Origin of the sequence: Haloechinothrix aidingensis (assembly GCF_013450155.1) — a bacterium.
In the GTDB taxonomy this organism is placed as follows: Bacteria; Actinomycetota; Actinomycetes; order Mycobacteriales; family Pseudonocardiaceae; genus Haloechinothrix; species Haloechinothrix aidingensis.
On sequence record NZ_JACCKD010000012.1, the window covers coordinates 1 to 23445 of the forward strand.

A 23445-nucleotide genomic window follows, 5' to 3' on the forward strand; every position below is an offset into this window, starting at 1 on the left:
CGCCGCCGTATGCCGGGACACCCGCAGTTCGAGCGCGGCCTCATCCGCCACATACCGATCCTGCCCCCGTAGCTGGTCGAGCCGGGCCAGCGCGTGCGCCTCGATCGCGTCGGTATGCGCCCGGATCCGCCGGGCCGCGGCCAGCGTCTCGATCACCTGCTCGGCACTCAGCTCGGCGACCTGCTCGCCGGTGAACGTGCGGCAGCGGATCTCGGCCTGCTCTTCGGGCGTGAACGCGACAGGATTCACCCGCCAGGCCGGGACGAACATCATCCCAGCCGGGCCGGCCACTTCCACCAGATCCGACACACCCACAGCATATCGCACACACGTTCGACTACCCGTTGCGACACGCCGGGAAAGAGCGCGCCATCCCGCCATGTCGCTCGTCGTGCTGAGCGGGGCAGCGTCGTCCTCGGACGAACGTCGGCGAAGTACACCCAGTTCAGTGACAGCGGAACGGGGTATGAGTCGATAGGGTCATCGGGCGGTCGCCATGTGCACGAGGGGGTCCGGTGCGTGTGGCCGGCCGAAGCAGGAGTGCGAATCCAGTTCGAGGAGATGTCGTGCGGGCAAGAAGCAAGCTCGTATCCAGCATGGTCGCTGCCGCAGTACTCGGAGCGATCGGCGCGTTCGGCGCGTTCGGAGGGACGACCGCGTCGGCGACGGCGGATCACGCCGGAGCGCAACCGTTCATTGTGGGCGGTGACAGGGCCAGCGTGTCTGATCACCCGTACGTGGTCTACCTCGCTGACCATCGCGGAACGCAATACTGCGGTGGAACGCTGATCGACGACCGAACGGTACTGACGGCGGCGCACTGCGTGGCGAACGTGCCGCGCCACCGGTACTCGGTGGTGGCAGGCAGGCAGGACACCCGTGGCAGCAACGGGGTGGAAAGCAGCGTGGAGCGCGCGTGGATACCGGAGGACTACCGGTCCGTGCGGGAAGGCTCCGATATCGCGGTGCTGACGCTGGAACGGCGGGTGCCGTACGAGTCGGCGCGGGTCGCGGAGTCGGGCCAGCGCGACGTCTACGCGGAAGGCACGATGGCCGACGTCTACGGCTGGGGGCGTACCACCGAGGGCGGGAGCAGCTCGACGCACCTGCGTAGCGCGGAGGTTCCGGTGCGGTCGGACAGGGCATGCGACGAGGCCTACGACGACTACGACCCGGAGACCATGGTCTGTGCGGGCTACCCCGAGGGCGGGGTGGATGCCTGCCAGGGCGACTCGGGGGGACCCCTGATCGTCGATGACACGCTGATCGGGATCGTCTCCTGGGGTGAGGGTTGCGGTCGAGCCGGAAAGCCGGGCGTGTACACCGACGTGAGCGCGTTCACCGACGCGATCGAGGGCAGTGGCCGCAACGACGACCACGAACCGGAGGGCCTGGGGATCCTCGGCGGGTGAGCGCCACTCTGCTAGGAACGTGGCATGAGCGAGCCGCAGTGCGCCGCGGGGCCGGACCTGGATGCCGCGTGCCTGTACGAGTTGCTGTCCTTGCGGGTGAACGTGTTCGTCGTCGAGCAGGAGTGTGCTTACGCCGAGCTGGATGGCAAGGATCTGCTGCCGGGCACGACACACTTCTGGGTCACAGGCGACGACGGCGTAGTCGGATACCTTCGCGTCCTCGAAGAGGGCGGGCAGTGGCGGATCGGCAGGGTGTGCACGCGCCGGGACGTCCGGGGTGAGGGCGTCGGTGCGCGGTTGACGGCCGCGGCGCTCGACCACCTCGGACCCGTCGACGTGTTGCTCTCGTCGCAGCGGTACGCCACCGGTTTCTACGCCGGGTTCGGGTTCGTTACCGAAGGTGAGCCCTACGACGAGGACGGCATCCCGCACATCACGATGCGGCGTCCTGCGGAGCGGTCATCGTGATGGCATCGACGCAGGCGTCCACGTCGGCACTGGTGAGGTCGGCACGTGCGGTCAGGCGCAGCCGGGAGACGCCGTCGGGCACGGAGGGGGGCCGGAAGCAGCCGACGCGGACACCCTTCTCGGCGCAGCGCGTGGCCCAGGCCACCGCCTGCTCGGGCGAGGGTGCGTGCACCGAGACGACTGCCGCGTCGGGGTCGCTCGTGCTCAGACCGGCGGCACGCAGGCGGGTGACGAGCTCGGCGGCGACATCCAGGACACGGGTCGCGCGCTGAGGTTCGTCGCGCAGGATTCCCAGGGCGGCCAGCGCGGCTCCGGCACTGGAGGGCGCCAGGCCGGTGTCGAAGATGAAGCTGCGCGCGGTGTCGACGAGGTGCCGGATGACACGGCGCGGCCCCAGCACCGCGCCACCTTGTGCGCCGAGCGCCTTGGACAGCGTGATCGTGGTGACGACATCCGGTTCCGCGGTCAGCCCGGCCTCGTGTGCCGCGCCTCGACCACCCTCGCCGAGCACGCCGATGCCGTGCGCGTCGTCGACGATCATGCCTGCGCCGTGCTCACGGCAGACGGCGGACAGCTCCGGCAACGGTGCCTTGTCCCCGTCCACCGAGAAAACCGAGTCGGTCACCACCAGCGCGCGGGACTGCCGCCGGGTGCGCAGCGCGTGCGCGACCGCATCGGGATCGCTGTGCGCCACGGCGGCGACGTCGGCGCGGGAGAGCCGGCAGCCCTCGATGAGCGAGGCGTGGATGTAGTTGTCGGTCACGATGGCCGACTCGCGACCGGAGAGCGTGGTGATGGCGCCGAGGTTGGCGGTGAACCCGGAGGAGAACACCAGGGCTGCCTCCGCCCCGCAGAACCGGGCCAGCTCGTGTTCCAGCTCGGCGTGCAGCTCGGTGGAACCGGTGACCAGGCGCGACCCCGTCGCGCCCGCGCCCCAGCGCAGTGCGGCGGCCGCGGCCGCGCTGGTGACCCGCTTGTCCCGCGCGAGGCCGAGGTAGTCGTTCCCGGCGAGATCGATCTCCTCCGCCGTGGCCGACCGGGGTCGTAGGCGGCGAACCAGGCCTGCCTGCGAGCGGCGCTCCGCCTCGTCGTCGAGCCAGGCGAAGACGTGCTCCGCGGGGTGCGTCGGGTCTGCGGGCTCCGGCTGGCCGGCCGGGTCGTTCACGGCAGCACACTCCTCGTCTCGGCATCTCGGCGGCAGTGTCGGTCCGGGGCCGGTCCGGGGCCGGTCCGGGGCCGTTCGGGCCGGGCGCCGGGAAGTCGTTGTCAGCCCCATGGTCCGATCGGGCGCCTGACATACTCGTCGATGTGCAGTGTCGCACCGGGAACCGGTGCCGATGTCATGGAGGTGGCCGTACGTGACCGAACTTGCCGCGATGCCGACGGACTGGAACAAGGCGCTGGCCGTCGTCGCACACCCCGACGACCTGGAGTACGGGGCCTCCGGCGCGATCGCTCGCTGGACCGAGGAGGGGCGCGAGGTCGTCTACCTGCTGGCGACGCGGGGTGAGGCCGGGATCGACAGCATGGACCCGTCCGAGGCGGGCCCGCTACGCGAGCGGGAGCAGCTGGCCAGCGCGGCCGTCGTCGGTGTCGACAAGGTCGAGTTCCTCGAACACCCGGATGGTGTGATCGAGCACTCCCTCGAGCTGCGCAAGGACATCGCCACGGCGATCAGGCGTCATCAGCCGGAGCTGGTGATCACGACCAATCACCGGGAGACCTGGCCCGGCGGGTTCCAGAACATGGCCGACCATCGCGCGGTCGGTGCCGCCACGATCGACGCGGTGCGGGACGCCGGCAACCGGTGGGTGTTTCCCGAGCTGCTCGAGCAGGAGCTCGAACCCTGGGACGGGGTGCGCTGGGTGGCGGCGAACAGTTCGCCGAACGGATCGCACGCGGTGGATATCACCGACACGTTCGACAAGGCGGTGGAGTCGCTGCAGGCGCACGAGACGTACCTCGCCGGGTTGCGCGGTGTGATGGCCGACCCGGACACGTTCCTGCGCACCATGGCCGAGAGCGTCGGCAAGATCTTCGGGTGCGAGCTCGCCTGCTCGTTCGAGCTGATCGAGATGTGATGCCGGCGCGTGCCCGGCGCCGGCATCACATCTCGCGAGATCAGCGCCGGGCGCGCTCGCCGCTACGGTTGGTGCGGCCGCGGGAGTGGCGGGTGTCCCTGCGGCCCTTGCCGCCGCCGTGCCCGCGCCCGTCGGCCCTGCGGCCCGGCTTCGGGCGCGCGCGCCCGCTCTGCTCGACCTGGGGCTCGGCAACCGCGGTACCGCTGGGCCTGCGGGCTCCGGTGACGCTGGCCAGCGTGGTGTCGCCCGGCTGGACCGAGGCCGTCTTGGGCTGCACGCCCGCACCGCTGATGATGCGCCGTGCCGCGCGCCGCTGCTGCGGTGTGACCAGGGTGGCGACGGTGCCCGACTCGCCTGCCCGCGCCGTCCTTCCCGCACGGTGCAGGTAGTCCTTGGCGTCGCCGGGCGGGTCGATGTGCAGCACGAGGCTCACGTTGTCGACGTGGATGCCACGCGCGGCGACGTCGGTGGCTACCAGGGTGGTCGCAGCGCCCGCACGGAACGCGGCCAGTACCCGGTTGCGCTGGCCCTGTGTCTTGCCGCCGTGCAGCGCCACGGCCGGGACACCGTCACTACGCAGCTTCTCGGCCACCCGGTCGGCGTGGTGCTTGGTGCGCACGAACATGATCGTGCGGCCGTCCCGCGCGGCGATCTGGGAGGTGACCGCGTGCTTGTCGCGCTGCTCCACGGTGAACACGTGGTGCTCCATGGTGGTCACGCCCGCGGTCGCGGGAGCGACCGAGTGCTCGCGCGGGTTGCTGAGATGGTCGCGCACCAGGGTGGCGACCTCGCCGTCGAGGCTCGCGGAGAACAGCATGCGCTGACCGTCCGACGGGGTCATCCGGAGGATCTCGGTGACCTGCGGGAGGAAGCCCATGTCGGCCATCTGGTCGGCCTCGTCGAGGGTGACGAACGCGACCTCGGACAGCGAGCACGTGCCCTGCCGCGTGTGGTCGGCCAGCCGGCCGGGGGTGGCGATCACCAGGTCGGCACCGCGCTCCAGCGCGAGGGACTGGCGCTGGAACGACATGCCTCCCACGATCGTCGCGCAGTGCAGGCCCGCGGCCTTACCGAGCGGCTGGAGGGCTTCGGAGACCTGCATGGCCAGCTCGCGGGTCGGCACGAGCACGAGCCCGCGCGGACTGCGCGTACCCGGCCTGCCGTCCTGCTGCCTGGCCTGGTGCAGGCGGGTGAGCAGCGCCAGCCCGAAGGCCAGGGTCTTGCCCGACCCGGTCTGTGCCCGCCCGAGCACGTCGTGCCCCGCGAGTGCGTCCGGCAGCGTCGCCGTCTGGATCGGGAACGGGCTCTCGATGCCGGTGCGCAGCAGCGCGTCGAGCAGGGGCTTGGGGAGGGTGAAGTCGGTGAACGACGAGGACGTCTCCGCGGAGTCGTACGGACGGTCGTCGGTCTCGAAGGTAGGCGCGTTCGGCGCCTCAGCAGTAATGGTCACGGATACCTTTCCGGAGTGGCGCGTCACGTGCGGCCCTGATCCGCCACGTCTCGCGTGGGCACCGTCGATGAAGTCGATCGATGAGAAAGGGCTGATGCACCGGACGAACCCGACGCGCTCTGCGTCGTCGATGGATAGTGCGCGCACGCCGGCTAGGTATGTTCGGACCGCTCTGTCCGAGGCCGTCTCAGCGTGCCTGTCCAACACTGTACGCGAGAACGCGCGGCCGGACGGCGCCGGGAGCCCGGAACGCGGCTCGGCAGGCGGCGCTGCCGGGTTGTCCGGCCCGCGCGCGGGGTCGTTTCCGTGCGTCAGTCGGTGAGTACCTCGATCGTGCTCGCACCGGTCTGCTCGATCTTGATGCCCGCCGCCGCGGCGATGCCGACCACGTCGTCGATGGTGCTCGCGTCCTGCCTCGCCCGTGCCAGTGCCCCGGCGAGGCGTCCCTTGTACGCCTTGTTGTGGTGGCTGACGGTGGTGCGCGCTCCCGTGCCGTCGTCGGTGACCACCCGCACGGTCACCGCGGACGGGACGCGGGCAAGCGCAGCGTACGGGCCCGATCGCAGGTCGACGAGCACGCCGCTGGCGAGGTCTGCGAGTACCGGTTCGAGGTTGGGACGCCACAAGCTGCGCAGCGAGCCGATGCCTGGCACGCTGGTGCCGCCGGACAGCCGGTAGGCCGGGATCGGGTCCCCGGCTCCGACGAACCCGAACAGCGCGGAGGCCACGGCGAGCCGTTCCCGGGCGCGGGCCCGCTCGGCCTTGCTGAACGTGTCGAGTCCCATAGCGTCGTAGAGCACACCGGTGTACCGGGTCAGCGCGGGCATCGTCGGGGACGACCACAGCGCCGCGTTGCGCTCGATCTCCGCGTCCTGACGCTCGGACAGTCCCAGCGTGGCGCGGCTGGCCTCGACATCACCGGCCAGGTCGACGAGGGCGTCGACGACCTGCCTGCGGGTGTCGGTGAGCTCCGGGAAGGACAGCGCCGTCAGGTCCAGTGGCGGCCCGTCGCCGCCGTGTGCCTTGGTCTCCGAAGGGGGTAACAGTACGAGCACGTCAGGCACCTTAAGGGCCCGTGTGCCCGGAGTGCGCGTGCGGGTCACGCACCGCTGAGCGGGCCGGTGGCGGCGTATCATCGCCTGCATGGATCCCGTGACCGTCGAGGTGACGCTCCAGCCGGTGGAAGGTGCCGCGTCCTCGGCCTTCGCGCCCCTCGAACTGGACGTGGCCGGTGTGTTCGGTGAGGAGCGCCCGTCGTTGCGTGTCACGGTGAACGACCACGAGTTCCGGTCGGCGGTCGTGGTCTCCGATGTGGGGCACTACATCCCGCTGAACAGGGCGAACTGTGCGAAGGCCGGGGTAGGCGCGGGAGACACCGTCGCCATGACACTCCAGCTCGTGAGCCACCGGCACGACGTCACGCCACCCGACGACCTCCTGCTGGAGTTGGGAGACGTCCGCTCCCGGTGGGACGCACTGCCCGGCGCCCGCCAGGAGAGCCTGGTCAGGTGGGTCGCCGACGCCGCCAACGACGATATCCGCAGGCGCCGCATCGCCAGGATCGTCGAGGAGGTCCGCGGCTGACGCGGCGGAAGGCGGCGACCGTGAGCGAGGCCGTGCGAGCCGGCTCACGGGCCTGCTCACATCGGGTGCGGGAGCGTGCAATACCCTTGTGCACCACCGGCTGAAGGCGCTCGTCACGAGGAGCTGAGCACGTGATTACCCGGATGTCCACGCTGTTCTTGCGCACGTTGCGCGAGGACCCCGCCGAGGCGGAGGTTCCCAGTCACAAGCTGCTGGTGCGCGCCGGGTATATCCGGCGCGTGGCGCCGGGCGGGTTCACCTGGTTGCCGCTCGGCCTCGCGGTGCTGCGCAACATCGAGAACGTGGTGCGCGAGGAGATGAACGCGATCGGCGCGCAGGAGATCCAGTTCCCCGCGTTGCTTCCCCGCGAGCCGTACGAGGCGACGGGCCGGTGGACCGAGTACGGCCCGAACGTGTTCCGGCTCAAGGACCGCAAGGGCGCGGACTTCCTGCTCGGTCCCACCCACGAGGAGCTGTTCGCGCTCACCGTGAAGGGGGAGTTCAGCTCCTACCGCGACTACCCGGTGATGCTGTACCAGGTCCAGTCCAAGTACCGGGACGAGGCGCGCCCCAGGGCGGGGCTGCTGCGCGGCCGTGAGTTCGTGATGAAGGACTCGTACTCCTTCGACCTCGACCAGGCGGGCCTCGACCGCTCGTACCGGCTGCACAGGGACGCCTACCAGCGCATCTTCGAACGGCTCGGGCTGAGCTACGTGATCGTGGCTGCCACATCGGGTGCGATGGGCGGGTCGGCCTCCGAGGAGTTCCTCGCCGACTCCGCGACGGGGGAGGACACCTACGTGCGCAGCACCACGTCGGGCTACGCCGCCAATGTCGAGGCGGTGTCCACCCCGGCCGGTGAGGAGAAGCCCGTGGACGGGCTGCCGCCCGCGCAGGTGCACTACACCCCGGACACGCCGACCATCGAGACGCTGGTCGACTTCCTCAACGCGCAGGCCGAGCTGGACAGGTCGGTCACGGCAGCCGACACGCTGAAGAACGTGATGGTCAAGGTACGCCGGCCCGGCGAGCAGGACTGGCAGTTGCTGGCCGTCGGTGTGCCCGGTGACCGGGACGTGGACATGAAGCGCCTGGAGGCGTCCCTGGAGCCCGCCGAGGTCGCCGTGCTGGAGGAAGCGGACTTCGAGCGGCACGCGTTCCTGGTCAAGGGGTATATCGGGCCGAAGGCACTGCAGGACAACGGGGTGCGGCTGCTGGTGGACCCCCGCATCGTCACGGGCACGGCCTGGGTGACCGGCGCCGACAAGCCCGATCACCACGTGGTCGACCTGGTGTGCGGCCGCGACTTCGTGCCGGACGGCACGATCGAGGCCGCCGAGGTCCGGGAAGGTGACCCCGCTCCGGACGGCTCCGGACCGCTTGTGGCGGCGCGCGGTATCGAGATCGGGCACATCTTCCAGCTCGGCACCAAGTACACCGACGCGTTCGAGGTGGACGCGCTCGGTGCGGACGGCAAGCCCGCGCGGATCACCATGGGCTCGTACGGCATCGGTATCTCTCGCCTGATCGCGGCGATCGCCGAGCAGCACCACGACGAGCTGGGACTGGTGTGGCCGCGTGAGGTCGCTCCGGCCGACGTGCACATGGTGCTCGCCGGTAAGGACGACTCGATCGCCGAGGCCGCCGAGCGCCTGGCCGCCGAGCTGGACGGCGCGGGGGTACGGGTGATCCTGGATGACCGTACGGCCAGCCCCGGCGTGAAGTTCGCCGATGCCGAGCTCGTCGGAGTTCCGTCGATCGTGGTGGTTGGAAAGGGCCTGCAGAAGGGTATGGTCGAAATCAAGGACCGCGCGACCGGTGAACGCACCGAGGTTCCCGTTGAGGAGGCCGTCGGGCACGTTCGCGCACTGACAGGTCGCTAGAGCCCGTTCGCCAGGGTCCCCGAACCGGCTCTAGCGACCCCTTCTTACCGCCGCTATCTCCCGGGTGGGGGCGAGCCGAAGGACTCCTCGGGTACCAGATATGTACCGAATGAGTCCTTCGGCTCGCCCCGCTCGCCCCGCAGGGAGCGCTCGCAGGCTAGCCGGCCAGCACGCTCAGCCGCACGCGGCGGACGGGGTTGTCGACGTTGGTGTCGACCAGGCACAGGGACTGCCACGTACCGAGCGCGAGTGCCCCGTCGAGGACCGGCACCGTCGCGTACGGCGGGAGGAACGCGGGGAGCACGTGGTCCCTGCCGTGCCCGCTCGTGCCGTGCTGGTGGCGCCAGCGGTTGTCGCGGGGGAGCAGGTCGTCGATCGCGGCCAGCAGGTCGTCATCGCTTCCCGCGCCGGTCTCGAGCACGGCAAGGCCCGCGGTCGCGTGCGGGACCCAGCCGTGCAGCAGCCCGTCGTCCACATCGCACTCGGCGAGGTACGCCGACGCTTGCTTGGTCAGGTCGTGCACCACGGCGCGGTTGCCCGTGTGGATCTCGAATTCCTTGGTGTACACACCCCCACCGTACCGCCGGGCGCGCCGGTCAGATCGTGACCGCCAGACGGGTCGCCTGGTCGATCGCGCGCTTGGCGTCCAGCTCGGCGGCGACGTCCGCGCCACCGACCAGGTGCGCGGGCACGCCCGCGCCGGCCAGCCCTTCGGTGATCTCCCGCAGCGGTTCCTGGCCCGCGCAGATCACCACCGAGTCCACGTCGAGCACCCGCTCCTCGGACTTGCCGACCGTGACGTGCAGGCCCGCGTCGTCGATCCGGCGGTAGGTCACGCCAGGGACCATCTCGACCCGCTTGTCGCGCAGGGTGGTGCGGTGCACCCAGCCCGAGGTCTTGCCGAGGTCCTTGCCCAGCTTGGACGTCTTGCGCTGCAGCAGGTAGACCGAGCGCGGGGAGGGTTCGACCGCCTTGTCCACCCCGTCGACGCCGCCGCGGGCCCGCTCGGGCTCGTCCACGCCCCACTCGGCCCGCCACTGCTTGACGTCGAGCGCGGGCCGCGAGTCGTGGGTGAGGTACTCGGAGACGTCGAAGCCGATCCCGCCCGCGCCGACCACCGCGACGGACTCGCCGACCGGCGCGCCGCGCAGGACGTCGACATAGGACAGCACCTTCGGGTGGTCGATGCCGTCGATCGCCGGTGTGCGGGGTGAGACGCCGGTGGCGACGACGACCTCGTCGAAGCCCTCGCCCGCGAGGTCGGCCGCGCGGGCGCGGGTGCTCAGCCGCACGTCCACGTCGTGCAGCTCGAGCTGCCTGCGGTAGTAGCGCAGGGTCTCGTGGAACTCCTCCTTGCCGGGGATCTGCTTGGCGAGGTTGAACTGGCCGCCGATCTCGTCGGCGGCCTCGTACAGCGTGACGTGGTGACCGCGCTGCGCGAGGGTGGTGGACGCGGCGAGCCCGGCGGGACCGGCGCCGACGACGGCGACGCGCTTGGGCGTGCCGACCATGCGGACGGCCAGCTCGGTCTCGTTGCCCGCGCGCGGGTTGACCAGGCAGGTGGCGGTCTTGAGCTGGAAGGTGTGGTCGAGGCAGGCCTGGTTGCAGGCGATGCAGGTGTTGATCTCGTCGGCGCGGCCCTGCTCGGTCTTGGCGACCCAGTCGGGGTCGGCGAGGAACGGCCGCGCCATCGAGACCATGTCGGCCTCGCCGCGTTCCAGGACGCCCTCGGCGACGTCCGGCATGTTGATGCGGTTGGACGCCACGACCGGCACGGTCACCTGTGGCCGTAGCCTGCCGGTGAGCTCGGTGAAGGCCGCGCGTGGCACGGAGGTCACGATCGTGGGCACCCGCGCCTCGTGCCAGCCGATGCCGCTGTTGATCAGCGTAGCGCCCGCCTGCTCGACGGCCTGTGCCAGCTCGACGACCTCGTCCCAGGACTGGCCATCCGGCACAAGGTCGAGCAGGGACAGCCGGTAGCTGATGATGAAGTCCGAACCCGCGGCCTCGCGGGTGCGGCGGACGATCTCGACGGCGAGCCGCATCCGGTTCGCCCAGGAGCCGCCCCAGCGGTCGCCGCGCCGGTTGGTGCGCGGGGTGAGGAACTGGTTGATGAAGTAGCCCTCGGAGCCCATGATCTCGACGCCGTCGTAGCCCGCCTCCCGCGCGAGCGTGGCGCAACGGGCGAAGTCGTCGACGGTGCCGCGCACGCCGCGGTCGCTCAGCGCACGGGGGCGGAACGGGGTGATCGGGGACTTCACGGCCGAGGCGGACACGCTGAACGGGTGGTAGGCGTACCGGCCCGCGTGCAGGACCTGCAGCAGGATCTTGCCGCCCGCCTCGTGCACCGGTTCGGTGAGCGTGCGGTGCGCGCGCGCCTGCCTGCGGTTGGTCAGCGCGGAGGCCAGCGGGAACAGCCATCCTTCCCTGTTGGGCGCGAAACCCCCTGTGACGATGAGACCGACGCCGCCGCGAGCGCGTTCGGCGTAGTACTCGGCGAGGCGGCCGAAGTTGCGGCCGCGGTCCTCGAGGCCGGTGTGCATCGAGCCCATCACGACCCGGTTGCGCAGGCTGGTGAAGCCGAGGTCGAGTGGGCTGGTCAGGTTCGGGTACGCGCTCATGGATGCTGACCTCTCGTGTTGGCGTCCAGCCAATCCTAATTTACGCGCGAGTAGGTAGCGAGGGTGTGCTATCTCGCGATCGTGCGCCGGTGCTGCGGGTCAGGAGCCGTCGACGGCGGTGGGCGAGTGGTCGCGAGCCGCCCCGTCGAGCTCCTCGGCCCTTGCGGTCAGCGCCTCGGCGAGCGCACCGAGGTGGGCGCCGAGCCTGCGCAGCGACTCGGCGGGCAGCATGCCGTCCTCCAGCTGGTTCATCAGCTCGATGGTGGCGGTGCCCATCCGGGTGTTCACCCGGGACAGGTGGGCGAGCAGCTCGCGGTCCCGCGCGATCATGCCGGTTCCCTCGGTGTCGCGCGCTGGATCCGCAGCCACTGGTCGGCCAGCAGCGTCATGATGCGGTGCCGGTGCCACTCGCCGCGTGCCGGTGCGACCAGCCAGTCGACGACCGGTTGCCGCCCGGTGAGTGGCGGGTGCTCCGGGTGCTGATCGGCCAGCACGGTGGCGCGCGAGGCGTTCGCCACCCGGCCCCGCTGCACGGCGACGTAGCTGTCCCCGAGCGTCCACGTGAACGTGTGGCCGTGGCGGAAGACCTCGCGCCTGGCGCGGGTCGTGTCGTAGGGGTGCGTCAACCCCGGCGGCAGTGTGCTCATGTCCAGCTTCCCAACACGGTGTGAGCGGGTGCTTGCGGTTGGTGACTCCATGGCTAGGTTGGTGGATGACCACGCAATAAACAGGTTTATGCACACCGTGAATATGAATTCGCCGGTGTGCGCATATGGGGAGGCGGGAATGGCGGAGCAGGCAAGGCCGACGGTCCGGTCGCGGCAGGTGTCGGGGGAGCTGCGCAGGTTGCGCAAGAAGGCGGGCCTGACCTCGGGGGAGGTGGGCGCGCGCCTCGGGGTCTCGCAGAGCAAGATCAGCCGGATCGAGACCGGCGCGGTGGGGCTGCGGGTGGAGGAGATCGCCGCGATGCTGGGGCTGTATCACGTGCCCGTCACCGAGCGTGAGGAGATCCTGGACCTCGCGCGCGAGGCGGCCAACCCCGGCTGGGTGCAGGCGCGCGGGCCGCGGCTGCCGGACCAGTGGCAGGCACTGATCGAGTTCGAGCGTACGGCCACCGCGTTGTGGAACTACGAGCCGCTGTGGGTTCCCGGGCTGCTGCAGACCTCGGACTACGCGCGGGCGATCATCGACGGTACTGCTGCGCAAGAGCGAACTGAGTCCGAACTGGACACCAAGGTCGCCGCGCGGCTGGGGCGGCAGGGGATCCTGAGCAGGGCACTGCCGCCCGAGCTGCACGTGCTGCTCTACGAGCCGGCACTGCGCGTTCCGGTGGGCGGCGCGGCCGTCATGGCCGGCCAGCTGCGGTACCTGCTCGAGGTGGCCCGCCGCCCTCGGGTGAACGTGCGGGTGGTGCCGGTGCGGGTCGGCCCGCACCCCGGCCTGGAAGGGCCGTTCATGATCATGGGGTTCGACGCGGAGGCCACGCTGGTCTACCTGGAGAACCGGGTGCAGAGCATCTTCCTGGAGGAGGAGCCGCATATCGCGAGCTATAGACTGGCATGGGACGGCATCGCGGCCCGCGCGCTGCCCCCGAACCTCTCGGCGGAGCTGATCACCCGGTTGGCCGCCGAGTGGAGCCGACTAAGCGAGGAGTGAGCGATATGAGCACCGCCGATCTCACCGGCGCGCGCTGGCGGACAAGCAGCTACAGCGGCAACTCCGGCGACTGCGTCGAGGTGGCGTTCGCGCCGCGCTGGCGGGCAAGCAGCTACAGCAGCAACTCCGGCAACTGCGTCGAGGTGGCGCGCGCCGGGCACCTGGTGGGGCTGCGGGACAGCAAGAGCCGCGCGGCGGGAACGCTGGCGGTGCCCGCCGAGTGCTGGCACGCCTTCCTCGGCACGCTCACCGGGGGCGCACCGCACGCCTGAGCCGCCACCACTGGCGCGGGGAGTATATGTGCACGTATAATTGCCGTGGAGGTGCGCATATGTCCCAGGTGACGATCTATCTCGACAGCGAGACCGAGGCACGGCTGGAACGGGCCGTCCGGGAGTCCGGGCTGTCCCGGAGCAGGTGGATCGCGAACCTGATCCGGGAGCAGGTCGACACCGCGTGGCCGGAGTCGTTCCGGCACCTGCTCGGGGGAGGGGAGGAGTTTCCCGGGCTCGACGAGATCCGCTCGGGGATGGGAGAGGACCTCCCGCGCGGGTCGCTGTGATGTACTTCCTGGACACGAACACGGTCATCGATGCCTTCAACGGCCGGGGTGGGGTGGCCGAGCGGCTGCTGGCTACGAAGCCGGCCGAGGTCGCGATACCGGCGATCGTCCTCTACGAGCTGTGGGTCGGGGTGGAGAAGGCACCACGGCCGGAACCGCACCGGCGCCGGGTGACGGAGCTGGTCGATCTGGTGACCGTCGTCCCGTTCGGCGCCGAGGCCGCAGGGGTCGCCGCGCGCGTGCGCGCTGAGCTGGAAGGGCTGGGTAACGCCATCGGCCCGCACGATGTGCTGATCGCCGCCACAGCGATCGCCGAGGGCGGGGTCCTCGTCACGCGCAACACCCGGGAGTTCTCCCGCGTACCGCAGCTACGGCTGGAATCCTGGGCCGAATGACGCTGTCCGTCCACGAGACGGACGGAACGCGTCGTTCAGCCTCTTCGCCGGACCGATGAGTTCGGGTCCGTAGGCCGGTCTGCACCGGTAACTGTCAAGCAAGGTGAGGAGGCCGGGATGGGAACCGTCGTCGTGGACATCTCGATGTCCCTGGACGGGTTTGTCGCCGCGGCGGGTGCCGATGCCGAGAACGGGCTCGGTGCCGGAGGCCAACCGATACACGCGTGGGTGCACGCCGCACACGAGTCGCCGCGAGACGCGGAGGTGCTCGACAGCGCGTTCGCGGCTACCGGTGCGGTCGTGATGGGCAGGCGGCTGTTCGACTTCGTCGACGGGCCCAACGGCTGGAAAGACGACGTCGGTTACGGGTACGTGCAGGACCAGTCCACCGCCCCACCCAACTTCGTCGTCACCCACCGGCCGCCCGCAGAAACCAGGCTCCGGTCCGGGTTCACGTTCGTGACCGGCGGCGTGGCGCGGGCCGTCGAGCAGGCGCGGGCCACGGCCGGAGACCGGGAGGTCGTCGTGATGGGCGGCGCCAGCGTATGCCGCCAGAGTATCCAGGCGGGCCTCGTCGACGAGATACGCATCCATCTCTCGCCGATTCTCGTCGGCTCCGGTACCCGGCTCTTCGACGGTGACGAGGGCCGGCTGACCGGGCTCGAGCAGTACAGGGTCATCGAGACGCCGTACGCCACGCACCTGTACTACCGGCTCGCTCGATAGCCCGGAACGACGGCGCGCGTCGGTTTACCCGATGACTTCCGCGCCGTCGCGGAGTCTGCCCATCGACAGCCGACACGAAGGAGGTGAGCGGGATGGGTCTCCCGCAGGTCGTCTCACGCGAGGAGTGGCTCGCGGCTCGCAAGGAGCTGCTGGCCAAGGAGAAGGAACTCACGCGAGCCAGGGACGCGCTCAACGCGGAGCGCCGCCGGTTGCCGATGGTCGAGATCGACAAGGACTACGTGTTCGATGGGCCGGGTGGGCGGGCCGGCTTGCTGGACCTGTTCGACGGCCGCCGCCAGCTGATCGCGCAGCACGTCATGTTCGACCCTTCCTGGGAGGACGGCTGCCCGAGCTGCTCGGCGTCCGCCGATGAGCTGTCCGACGGGCTGCTCGCGCACCTGCATACCCGGAACACGACGTTCGCGGCGGTGTCCCGGGCGCCGCTGGCCAAGCTCGAAGCCTACAAGGCCCGTAAGGGGTGGACGTTCCCCTGGTACTCCTCGTACGGCAGCAACTTCAACTACGACTTCCACGTCACGCTGGACGAGTCCGTCGCACCCGTCGAGTACAACTACCGGACCCCCGCCGAGCACGCACGGGCCGGCACGGACTACTACGTCCAGGGTGAGCAGCCGTTCGAGCTGCCCGGCTACAGCTGTTTCCTGCGCGAGGGTGATCGGGTCTTCCACACCTACTCGATGTACGCCAGGGGCGTGGAGCAGCTCGGTGGCTCCTACGCCTTCCTCGACCTCACCGCGCTGGGCAGGCAGGAGGACTGGGAAGAGCCCAAGGGCAGGGCGGACGCGGCCCGTGAGGCGATTCCCGACTTCTCCGCGTGAGGGCGGATCCTCGCCAGGAGATCGAGCGGCGAGCACGTGTGCGGCGCGGGATGCTGGCATGATCATGGGCATGGAACTGATCGACCTCAGCCACGCCATCGAGCACCAGATGACCACGTACCCGGGACTGCCGGGGCCGGAGATCGGCGTGCATCTCAGCTTCGAGGGGTCGGCGGAACACTACGATCCTGGTACGGAGTTCGCCATCGGCCGGATCAGCATGATCGCCAACACCGGTACCTACCTGGACACACCCGCGCACCGGTTCCGTGACGGTCACGACCTGGCCGGCCTGCCACTGGAACGCTGTGCCATGCTTCCGGCCGTCGTCGTGGACGCGGACGGGGCGATCGGCCCGGACGCGCTGCCCGGCGGGCGGCTCGACGGGATGGCGGTGCTGCTGCGCACGGGCTGGGACCGGCATTGGGGCACCGAGCACTACGGCGATCCCGGCCACCCGTACCTCACCGAGGCAGGTGCGCAGTCCCTCGCCGAGCGCGGTGCCGCGCTGGCCGGGATCGACTCGGTGAACATCGACGACACCACGACCGGGCAGCGGCCCGCGCACACCATCCTGCTGGCCGCGGGAATCCCGGTCGTCGAGCACCTCACGGGGCTGCACCGGCTGCCGCGCACCGGCGCTCACTTCACCGCCGTGCCCCCGTCCATCGACGGCATGGCGACCTTCCCGGTGCGCGCGTTCGCGCACGTCCCGTGACCACCCCGGCCCGATCCCCGTGTCGGGCACTCGGGCACCCCGTGTCGGGCCGTGTGGCACCCCATGTCGGGCACTCGGGCACCCCGTGTCGGGCCGTGTGGCACCCCGCTGCACGGTGCCGTTCTCGCGGCGGTCAGCCGGTGTATGCCGCGCGCACGACCTCGGCGAGCGGGGTAGCCGGGCGTCCGGTGAGACGCTCGATCGCGCCGCCTGCGCCGTCGAGCTCGCCGGCGCCGATCGCGGTGTAGGTGGAGACCCAGGCGTCGAGCTGCCAGTCCGGGGCGCCGTATCCGGCACGTGACCGGTAGGCCTCCTCGACGGTCTCTGGGTGGTAGCTGATGGTGCGCCCGGTGACCTCGGACAGGACGGTGGCGATCTCGGTAAGGCTCAGCGACTCCGGACCGGTCAGCTCGTAGGTGCTGCCGGCATGCTCGGGTGCGCTGGCCAGTACCGCGACGGCGGCGTCGGCGATGTCGTCCTGCGCGACCACGGCCGCGCGCCCGTCGCCTGCGGGTCCGCGGATGACGTCGTCGTCACCGGCTAGGTACGGCATGAAGTCGGCGTAGAAGTTGTCACGCAGGAACGTGAACTCCAGGCCGCTGGCGCGGATGTGCTGCTCGGTGTGCCAGTGGTCCCGGGCGAGCGTGAACGTGGCATCCGGTGCGGCGCGGAAGAAGGAGACATAGACCAGGTGGGAGACGCCCGCGTCCACGGCGGCGTCGACGAACGTTCGGTGCTGGTCGAGCCGGTCAGCGGTTTCCGCAGCCGACACGAGCAGGACCCGGTCGATACCCCGCAGGGCCGATCGGATCCGGTCCCGGTCGCCGTAGCTTCCACCGGCCGCGGTGGCGCCGGGCAGGTGCGGTGCCCGGCCCGGATCGCGTACCACCAGCGTCTGCGGGACTCCGGCCGCGGACAGTCGCCTGGCGATGCGCCCGCCGAGCCGGCCGGTGGCTCCGGTGACCGCGTATGTGGCGTCGTGTGTCATGTTTTCCGTTCCCCTCCGGAGTTCCCTGTGGTGCGAACACGACGTCGAGCGCGTCCGCGGTGGTGCGACCGGTACGTCCTAACACTCCTGCCGGGTCGCGGCATTCCGGAGTCAGCCGGAAGTGAGCGGGGAGCGCCGCACGGAACCTGTCGCTCGATCCCGCGCGGCGTGCCCGCGAGGGGATCCCTGCAACGCCGCGCCGGGCGTGCGGATACGGTGAGGCGCGCGACGGCAACCGGGTGGAAGGTGGGGCGTGGGCGAGCGGTTCGTAGCGGCGGTCCCCGGGTCCGCGGTCGCGACCGGCACGGCGGCGGTGCCGGCGAACGACGCGGTTCCGGACGCCGTGGTCGGTGCGGCCGGGCTCCTGGGGTGGCACGGTGTCGTGTTGCCGCGCACCGAACTGCTCGGCAAACGGGTGTTCCCCGTGGTGACGGTGGACCGCCGTGCCCACGAGCACCGGAGCGTGACCGGATCGGGTCCCGTGCTGGACCTGGATGTGCTGGAGACCTGGGAGTGGCCGGAGACCTTCCCGTTCCGGGAACCGGAGGTCGTGCGACTGCACGGCGTGATCAGCCGGGAACGTCGGTGGCCAGCGGCGCTTGCCGCCGCCTCCCGGCTACGCGGCTTCGCCAGCGACGCCGTCGTACTCGGTGACGGTGATGGGGGTGGCGACGAGGTGGCTCGGTGCCTGGCTGCGTGCCGCCGGGCGATGAGCGGTCTCGTGCGCGATACAGGCACCGCGACGGAACTGCTGCGGCACGCTCGTCCGGGCCGCTCGGCGCGGGCTCGCCGCAGCCCGCTCGACCGGTGGATCGAGGAGCGACTCTACGGTCGGGTCCTCGACCTCGGTGTGCTCACGTGACCTCGCGCGGCACGAAACGCCGGCTCACCTCGTGCCAGGAACTCAACGCCGACGGGCGTCGCCATGTGGGGTCGTGCCGGCGGATATCGGCGTGCAGGTTCAGCGCGTTGCTACAGTGCTCGTGCCAGGACCGCATCCACGCCTGGCGGGTGGTGTGCGGCCGGGCGATGCCGATGTGGAGATCGAACAGGGCGTGTAGCGAGTGCCGGAACGCGAGGGCCTCCTGACGCTCCGGATCGGAGACGGTCGCCAGCCTGCGTAGCGAGCGACCTCCGCACTCGTCGCACTCGCATTCCCAGAGCTGGCTCAGGTCCGGAGTCTGCTGTGCTATGTCGGCGATCCGCCCCACCGTGTAGTAGTCGAGCAGCATCCGCACGAAGGCGGATGGTTCGCTCGTGCTGGAGAAGCCTCCGCCGGGCGGAGCGATGTGCCGCACACTCGGCCGTGTGCCGACCGCTCCGGCGAGTGCGCCGTAGCAGAGAGCCCCTACCGCCGAGGTGTCGGATCGGATCAGTAGTACCGGTACCGGCGACTCCTGCAGCACGGTAAGCAGGCCGTGCACGGCCTTGCGCGTGGCGAGCGGGTCGCGGGAGTCCTCCACCGCGAGCGCGACGGGCACATCGTGACGCCGGACCTCGGCGACCAGGTCCTGCACCGCGGGGGTCGTCAGCCAGCTCTTGGCCAGTGGCAGCAGGGCGATCACCCGTGGTCCCAGCCGTGCCGCCTCGGTCAGGACAGTGCGCAGGCCCCCTGTGTCCGCGGTGCCGATGTAGCCGGAGTCGGTCAGAGCCGCCTCGCACATGTCTAGCTGCTGGCGCACCCACCCGCTTGTGACGCCCTCACTCGCGAGGATTCTGCGCTTGCCGCAGTACCGTTCGGCATCGCACAGCAGGGGACCGCCGAAGCCCTGCTCTCGTACGAGTCGGGCGGTCCTGGTCGCCTCGGGACCCGACACGACCAGGCCGCCGCCGCGGGTCCCTGCGACGCGCGCGGCGTCCTCGACATGCTCGGGCCGGCACTGGATCAGCAGCGTACCGGCCAGGGCATGGGCGACCGTGGCGCTCTGCGGGAGTCCCACCCCTCAGGTGGCTCCATGCCCGGTCGTGACGGTGTGCCACATACCGTTCACGGTGCGCACGAGGTCGACCTGGTGTCACGCCCTCTCACCCGTATACCCCGCAGGACAATCCTGGTGGCGCAGTGCCGCGTATGCGGACCGTGGCGCCGCTAGGCCGAACAGGCGTCTTCCGAACGCGTCGCCGGGCGCTGAATGACGCTTCCAGTCCACGAGAGGGACTGAAAGCGTCAGTCAACCACCCACACGGAGTGAAAGGGTCATTCAGCGCTGCTCGGTGTCCGGGTCGATCACCGGCTTCGGCGTGACCTCGTGGTCACCCCGGAGACGCTGCCCGGGGACCTCGTCCCCGCCGTCCTCCTTGGCGCGCTGGGATGCCTCGTACATCTCCACCGCCTCGGAGATCCCGTCGCCGATCTCGCGGGTGATGTCGCGGACCGCGCTGGTGATGATGCTGGCGATATTGCCGACGTGCGTCGCCGCCGACTCGGTGATCTCCTGCACCGTGTCCTTGTTCCGCTCGAACTGTCCCACCACGGCAACCCCTCTTCCTACGCTGCTGCGCGTTCCTTCTCCCCGTTCAGCGTAGTCGGAGCTTGCGTGTCCTTCTCGCGAGGCGGCAGCGCGAATGTCAGGATCTTCTTGGCCACCGACAGCAACTGCTTGTGCAGCGGCCCGGTGTTGTACGACAGGCCGTACTTCTCGCAGATCGCACGGACCTGCGGGGCGATCTGCGGGTAGCGCCGCGCGGGGATGTCCGGGAACAGGTGGTGCTCGATCTGGTGGGAGAGGTTCCCGCTCATGATGTGGAAGAGCTTGCCACCGGAGATGTTCGCCGACCCCAGGATCTGGCGCAGGTACCACTGGCCGCGCGTCTCGCCCTCGGTCTCGGACTCCGAGAAACTCTCCACGTCTTCCGGGAAGTGCCCGCAGAAGATGATGGCGAAGGCCCACAGGTTGCGGACCACGTTGGCGGAGGCGTTGCCCAGCAGGGTCAGCGGCGCGAGCGGTCCGGTCAGCAGGGGGAACAGCACGTAGTCCTTGCCGATCTGCCTGCCCGCCTTGGCGCGCATCTTCCTGCGCACCTCGGCCTTGTCCGCCCAGCTGATCTCGCCCTTGAGCAACCGGTCGACCTCGAGGTCGTGCAGCGACACGCCCCACTCGAAAAAGATCGCCAGCAACACCGCGTAGACGGGGTTGCCCAGGTAGTAGGGGTGCCACTCCTGGTCGGGATCGATCCGCAGGATCCCGTACCCGACGTCACGGTCCTTGTCGATGATGTTGGTGTGCGTGTGGTGCATGTAGTTGTGTGAGTGACGCCAGTTGTCCCCCGGCGCAGCGGTGTCCCACTCGAACGTCTTGGAGTTCAGCTCCGGGATGCGCGTCCAGTCGTACTGGCCGTGCATCACGTTGTGGCCGATCTCCATGTTGTCCAGGATCTTCGACACCGACAGGCAGCCGACCGCTGCGAGCCAGGCCGGTGGCAGGAAGCCGAGGTACATCAGGCCCCGACCGGCGATCTCCAGGCCGCGCTGGGTGCGGATGATCCTGTTGATGTAGTCGACGTCCTCCTGCCCCAGGTCGGCGACGAGCTGCTGGCGGATCTCATCGAGCTCGCGGCCGAACTCCTCGACCTGCTCCGGTGTCAGTCGATCTCGTAGGTCGGTCATGACGCTCCTCCCATGGTCTGTTGTCTGCGGTGTCGGTGCCCTCAGCAGTAGATGTCCACGTCCCCGACGGGCACGGAGATGCACATCTGGATCTCTTCCTCGGGTTCGGCGGACAGCTCCCCGGTCAGCGCGTTCTGCACGCACCCGCGCGACTTGACCTTGGTGCAGGAGAAGCAGATACCCATCCGGCAGCCGTGCTCCGGGCGTAGTCCGGCCTCCTCGGCCTGCTCCAGCAGGGGGCGACCCGAGTTGGCGATCTCCCGGCCACTGTGCTCGAACCGCACCTGACCGGTGGCGTTCTCGGTGTCGATCTCCAGCTCCGGCGGGGTGAACACCTCGGTGTGCAGCTGTTCACTCAGCCCTTCGGCGTCGAACAGCGCACGCACGGAGTCCATCAGCCCGTCGGGTCCGCACAGGTACGTCTGCGCCTGCCGCCAGTTCGGCGCGACCTCCTCAAGATGCGCGGGCGTGAAGAACCCGTGCAGGTCACCGCCGTGTTCGGCGTGCGTGAAGCCGAGTGCCACGCGCAGGCCAGGGTTGGCGCGGTCGAGCTCGGCGAGCTCGTCGCGGTAGAGCACGTCCTGCTCGGTGTTGGCGTAGTGCACGAACACCACACCATCGGTGTCACCGCGATCGTGCAGGGTGCGCAGCATCGACAGCGCCGGCGTGATCCCGCTGCCGCCGCTGACCAGCAGCAGCTGCTCGGGACGTGGCTCGGGCATGGTGAACTCGCCGTCCGGCTGGGACAGGCCCAGGATCATGCCAGGCGCGGCGTTGCGATACAGGTGCCCGGACACGAGCCCGTGCGGGTCGACCTTGACGGTCAGCTCGAGCGAGCCCGCGGGGTCGAGCTCGGAGTTGGCGGGGGAGTAGCAGCGCGTGCGGCGTACGCCGTCGATGTCCACCGAGACGCGCACGTACTGCCCGGCGTGAAAGCCTCGCCACCGCTTGCTCGTGTGCACCGTCAGGGTGACCGTGTCCGCGGTCTGCCTGCGCACGGCCGTGACCTTTCCCCGGATCTCGTTGCGCACCTTCATCGGGTCGACGAGCTCGAGGTACCGGTCGATGCCGTGCGGGGTGAGCAGCGTGTCCACCAGGGACGCCGTCATCGCGCCGAGCGACCGGCTGCGACGTGGGATCAGGCTGGTCACGGTAGCCCCCTTCGGTTCCGAGTGATGCCGTGATCGAACTTGATAGTGAACAAGTGTGCACTGATATGGATACGTTATCCCCCGGGGAACGTCCCCGTCAGCGCGTTGTGACGTGTGCGATACGACCAGTCCTGTGCCGCTGGCCAGGCGCGTGTGGTGCGCGCGTTGCCGCGAAGGTGAGCAGGAGCGTTCCGGGGCGCCAGTGTCGTACTGGTAAGTGGACGCGCGTACTCTTAACGTCGTGACTGCGGAGCAGACGACGAGGCAGGAGCGCAAGCAGCGCACGCGACAGGCACTGGTGGACGCGGCGCTGCGGCTGCTCATCGACCGCAACCTCGCGAGCCTGAGCCTGCGCGAGGTCACCAAGGAAGCGGGAATCGTACCGACCGCGTTCTACCGGCACTTCGCGTCCATGGACGACCTCGGTATCACGCTTGTGGACGAGTCGATGCGCACGTTGCGCGGCATGGTGCGGGAAGCGCGCAAGGACCGGAGTAGCAGCGAGGACGTGATCACCAGCTCGGTGCAGACGCTCTACTCCCAGGTCCGTGCCAACGAGGACCATTTCCGCTTCATCATGCGCGAGCGGTACGCGGGTACCGGCCGGGTGCGCGCGGCGATAGCGACCGAGCTGCGCCTGTTCGCCAGCGAGCTCGCCGTGGATCTCGGCCGATTCGACGAAATGCGCGCCTGGAGCGCGGAGGATCTTCGTATGATGGCCGACTTGATCGTCACCGCGATGCTTGGCACGGTTATGGAGCTCGTGGATGTCGACACAGCCGACCGGGAAGCGGATATGGAGATCATCAGGCAGGCTCGTAAGAGGCTCCGGCTGATTCTCATCGGAGTGGCCGGCTGGCGAAGTGAGACGTGAGCGGCGGAAGTGCTGAGTGACACCCCTCACGAAGATCGCTGAACCGGGTGCGGCGTGATAGACAACGTGGACACCAGGGCGGTCCTGGAACTGTCCTTCCCAAGTACCTCGGCGGAGGAGGTTGTGTGGTGGCTGGTGCTGGTTCGGGTGTGGAGAGTGTTGTGTCGGTGGGGGTGGTTGCTGAGGGGGTGGCCGGTGAGTGTCGGGTGGCTTTGGTGCCGGGGATGGTGGAGCGGCTGGTTCGGCGGGGTGTGGGGGTGATTGTGGCGTCGGGTGCGGGCGTGGGGGCGTTCGTGTCGGATGAGGCGTTTGTGGCGGCGGGTGCGCGTGTGGGGGATCCGTGGGAGGCGGATGTGGTGGTGTGTGTGCGTGCGCCGGGTGAGGCCGAGGTGGCGCGGGCGCGGCCGGGCACGGTGGTGGTGGGTTTCCT

26 protein-coding genes and 2 pseudogenes are annotated in these 23445 nt (G+C 69.9%); 15 read left to right on the forward strand and 13 right to left on the reverse strand.

Going from position 1 to position 23445, the window contains the following annotated elements; genetic code table 11:
• On the reverse strand, positions 1-309 hold a 309-nt coding region (locus H0B56_RS22335), incomplete at its 3' end, for a hypothetical protein (RefSeq protein WP_425484573.1).
• A gap of 257 nt (positions 310-566) precedes the next feature.
• Between H0B56_RS22335 and H0B56_RS22340 the strand changes: the two genes are divergently transcribed.
• Both H0B56_RS22340 and H0B56_RS22345 read left to right on the forward strand, forming a co-directional pair.
• Complete coding sequence (locus tag H0B56_RS22340) at positions 567-1412, forward strand: S1 family peptidase (protein WP_343064010.1); 846 nt, start codon at positions 567-569, stop codon at positions 1410-1412.
• A 24-nt stretch (positions 1413-1436) separates the two neighbouring features.
• Positions 1437-1880, forward strand: coding sequence for a GNAT family N-acetyltransferase (locus tag H0B56_RS22345; protein WP_180895099.1), 444 nt, complete (start codon positions 1437-1439; stop codon positions 1878-1880).
• On the opposite strand, the gene H0B56_RS22350 is transcribed toward H0B56_RS22345, so the two are convergent.
• A complete protein-coding gene (locus H0B56_RS22350) occupies positions 1846-3045 on the reverse strand; it encodes an 8-amino-7-oxononanoate synthase (protein ID WP_343064011.1) in 1200 nt (399 codons plus the stop codon). The genes H0B56_RS22345 and H0B56_RS22350 overlap by 35 nt on opposite strands.
• Positions 3046-3256: 211 nt before the next feature.
• Between H0B56_RS22350 and H0B56_RS22355 the strand changes: the two genes are divergently transcribed.
• Positions 3257-3961 carry a PIG-L deacetylase family protein gene (locus H0B56_RS22355; RefSeq protein ID WP_425484575.1) on the forward strand — a complete coding sequence of 235 codons (705 nt, stop codon included), beginning with the start codon at positions 3257-3259 and terminating at the stop codon, positions 3959-3961.
• A gap of 40 nt (positions 3962-4001) precedes the next feature.
• Here the strand turns inward: H0B56_RS22355 and H0B56_RS22360 are convergent, their stop codons facing one another.
• Positions 4002-5411 (reverse strand): DEAD/DEAH box helicase, encoded by a 1410-nt coding sequence (locus H0B56_RS22360; RefSeq protein WP_425484574.1) that lies wholly within the window; start codon positions 5409-5411, stop codon positions 4002-4004.
• 311 nt (positions 5412-5722) lie between these two features.
• Complete coding sequence (gene yaaA / locus H0B56_RS22365; protein WP_180895102.1) at positions 5723-6466, reverse strand: peroxide stress protein YaaA; 744 nt, start codon at positions 6464-6466, stop codon at positions 5723-5725.
• A gap of 88 nt (positions 6467-6554) precedes the next feature.
• Between yaaA and H0B56_RS22370 the strand changes: the two genes are divergently transcribed.
• Positions 6555-6995, forward strand: coding sequence for a DUF1905 domain-containing protein (locus H0B56_RS22370; protein WP_180895103.1), 441 nt, complete (start codon positions 6555-6557; stop codon positions 6993-6995).
• Between the two features lie 131 nt (positions 6996-7126).
• Positions 7127-8878, forward strand: coding sequence for a proline--tRNA ligase (locus H0B56_RS22375; protein WP_180895104.1), 1752 nt, complete (start codon positions 7127-7129; stop codon positions 8876-8878).
• 157 nt (positions 8879-9035) lie between these two features.
• Here H0B56_RS22375 and H0B56_RS22380 read toward each other — a convergent pair whose 3' ends face one another.
• The 4 genes from H0B56_RS22380 to H0B56_RS22395 form a co-directional block, all read right to left on the reverse strand.
• Complete coding sequence (locus tag H0B56_RS22380; protein ID WP_180895105.1) at positions 9036-9446, reverse strand: YjbQ family protein; 411 nt, start codon at positions 9444-9446, stop codon at positions 9036-9038.
• Between the two features lie 28 nt (positions 9447-9474).
• Positions 9475-11499 carry an NADPH-dependent 2,4-dienoyl-CoA reductase gene (locus H0B56_RS22385; RefSeq protein ID WP_180895106.1) on the reverse strand — a complete coding sequence of 675 codons (2025 nt, stop codon included), beginning with the start codon at positions 11497-11499 and terminating at the stop codon, positions 9475-9477.
• A 99-nt stretch (positions 11500-11598) separates the two neighbouring features.
• Entirely contained in the window at positions 11599-11829 is a 231-nt protein-coding gene (locus tag H0B56_RS22390; protein WP_180895107.1) for a hypothetical protein, read from the reverse strand.
• Entirely contained in the window at positions 11826-12146 is a 321-nt protein-coding gene (locus H0B56_RS22395; protein ID WP_180895108.1) for a hypothetical protein, read from the reverse strand. The genes H0B56_RS22390 and H0B56_RS22395 overlap by 4 nt, the downstream gene beginning before the upstream one ends.
• Positions 12147-12285: 139 nt before the next feature.
• Between H0B56_RS22395 and H0B56_RS22400 the strand changes: the two genes are divergently transcribed.
• The 7 genes from H0B56_RS22400 (at position 12286) to H0B56_RS22430 (ending at position 16395) form a co-directional block, all read left to right on the forward strand.
• Positions 12286-13155 carry a helix-turn-helix domain-containing protein gene (locus tag H0B56_RS22400; RefSeq protein ID WP_180895109.1) on the forward strand — a complete coding sequence of 290 codons (870 nt, stop codon included), beginning with the start codon at positions 12286-12288 and terminating at the stop codon, positions 13153-13155.
• A 5-nt stretch (positions 13156-13160) separates the two neighbouring features.
• A complete protein-coding gene (locus H0B56_RS22405) occupies positions 13161-13427 on the forward strand; it encodes a DUF397 domain-containing protein (RefSeq protein WP_180895110.1) in 267 nt (88 codons plus the stop codon).
• 59 nt (positions 13428-13486) lie between these two features.
• Positions 13487-13717, forward strand: coding sequence for a ribbon-helix-helix domain-containing protein (locus H0B56_RS22410; protein ID WP_180895111.1), 231 nt, complete (start codon positions 13487-13489; stop codon positions 13715-13717).
• A complete protein-coding gene (locus H0B56_RS22415) occupies positions 13717-14112 on the forward strand; it encodes a PIN domain-containing protein (RefSeq protein ID WP_219633089.1) in 396 nt (131 codons plus the stop codon). The genes H0B56_RS22410 and H0B56_RS22415 overlap by 1 nt, the downstream gene beginning before the upstream one ends.
• Positions 14113-14229: 117 nt before the next feature.
• Positions 14230-14838, forward strand: a complete 609-nt coding sequence (locus H0B56_RS22420; RefSeq protein ID WP_180895113.1) for a dihydrofolate reductase family protein — start codon at positions 14230-14232, stop codon at positions 14836-14838.
• A gap of 92 nt (positions 14839-14930) precedes the next feature.
• Complete coding sequence (locus H0B56_RS22425; protein WP_180895114.1) at positions 14931-15677, forward strand: DUF899 domain-containing protein; 747 nt, start codon at positions 14931-14933, stop codon at positions 15675-15677.
• A 70-nt stretch (positions 15678-15747) separates the two neighbouring features.
• A complete protein-coding gene (locus H0B56_RS22430; protein ID WP_180895115.1) occupies positions 15748-16395 on the forward strand; it encodes a cyclase family protein in 648 nt (215 codons plus the stop codon).
• Between the two features lie 133 nt (positions 16396-16528).
• On the opposite strand, the gene H0B56_RS22435 is transcribed toward H0B56_RS22430, so the two are convergent.
• On the reverse strand, positions 16529-17383 hold the full coding sequence (locus H0B56_RS22435) for an SDR family oxidoreductase (RefSeq protein ID WP_180895116.1): 855 nt from the start codon (positions 17381-17383) through the stop codon (positions 16529-16531).
• 253 nt (positions 17384-17636) lie between these two features.
• Between H0B56_RS22435 and H0B56_RS22440 the strand changes: the two genes are divergently transcribed.
• Positions 17637-18245: a hypothetical protein gene (locus H0B56_RS22440; protein WP_180895117.1), complete on the forward strand. Its 609-nt coding sequence runs from the start codon at positions 17637-17639 to the stop codon at positions 18243-18245.
• Here H0B56_RS22440 and H0B56_RS22445 read toward each other — a convergent pair.
• The 4 genes and pseudogenes from H0B56_RS22445 to H0B56_RS22460 form a co-directional block, all read right to left on the reverse strand.
• Complete coding sequence (locus H0B56_RS22445) at positions 18238-19323, reverse strand: hypothetical protein (protein WP_180895118.1); 1086 nt, start codon at positions 19321-19323, stop codon at positions 18238-18240. The genes H0B56_RS22440 and H0B56_RS22445 overlap by 8 nt on opposite strands.
• Before the next feature lie 342 nt (positions 19324-19665).
• Positions 19666-19857, reverse strand: a pseudogene (locus H0B56_RS22450) (hypothetical protein); the annotation flags it as partial.
• 14 nt (positions 19858-19871) lie between these two features.
• Positions 19872-20990, reverse strand: a complete 1119-nt coding sequence (locus tag H0B56_RS22455) for a fatty acid desaturase family protein (RefSeq protein ID WP_180895119.1) — start codon at positions 20988-20990, stop codon at positions 19872-19874.
• A 41-nt stretch (positions 20991-21031) separates the two neighbouring features.
• Entirely contained in the window at positions 21032-22141 is a 1110-nt protein-coding gene (locus tag H0B56_RS22460; protein ID WP_180895120.1) for an FAD-binding oxidoreductase, read from the reverse strand.
• A gap of 241 nt (positions 22142-22382) precedes the next feature.
• Between H0B56_RS22460 and H0B56_RS22465 the strand changes: the two genes are divergently transcribed.
• Complete coding sequence (locus H0B56_RS22465; protein ID WP_180895121.1) at positions 22383-23015, forward strand: TetR family transcriptional regulator; 633 nt, start codon at positions 22383-22385, stop codon at positions 23013-23015.
• A gap of 224 nt (positions 23016-23239) precedes the next feature.
• A pseudogene (locus tag H0B56_RS23135) lies at positions 23240-23445 on the forward strand (NAD(P)(+) transhydrogenase (Re/Si-specific) subunit alpha); the annotation flags it as partial.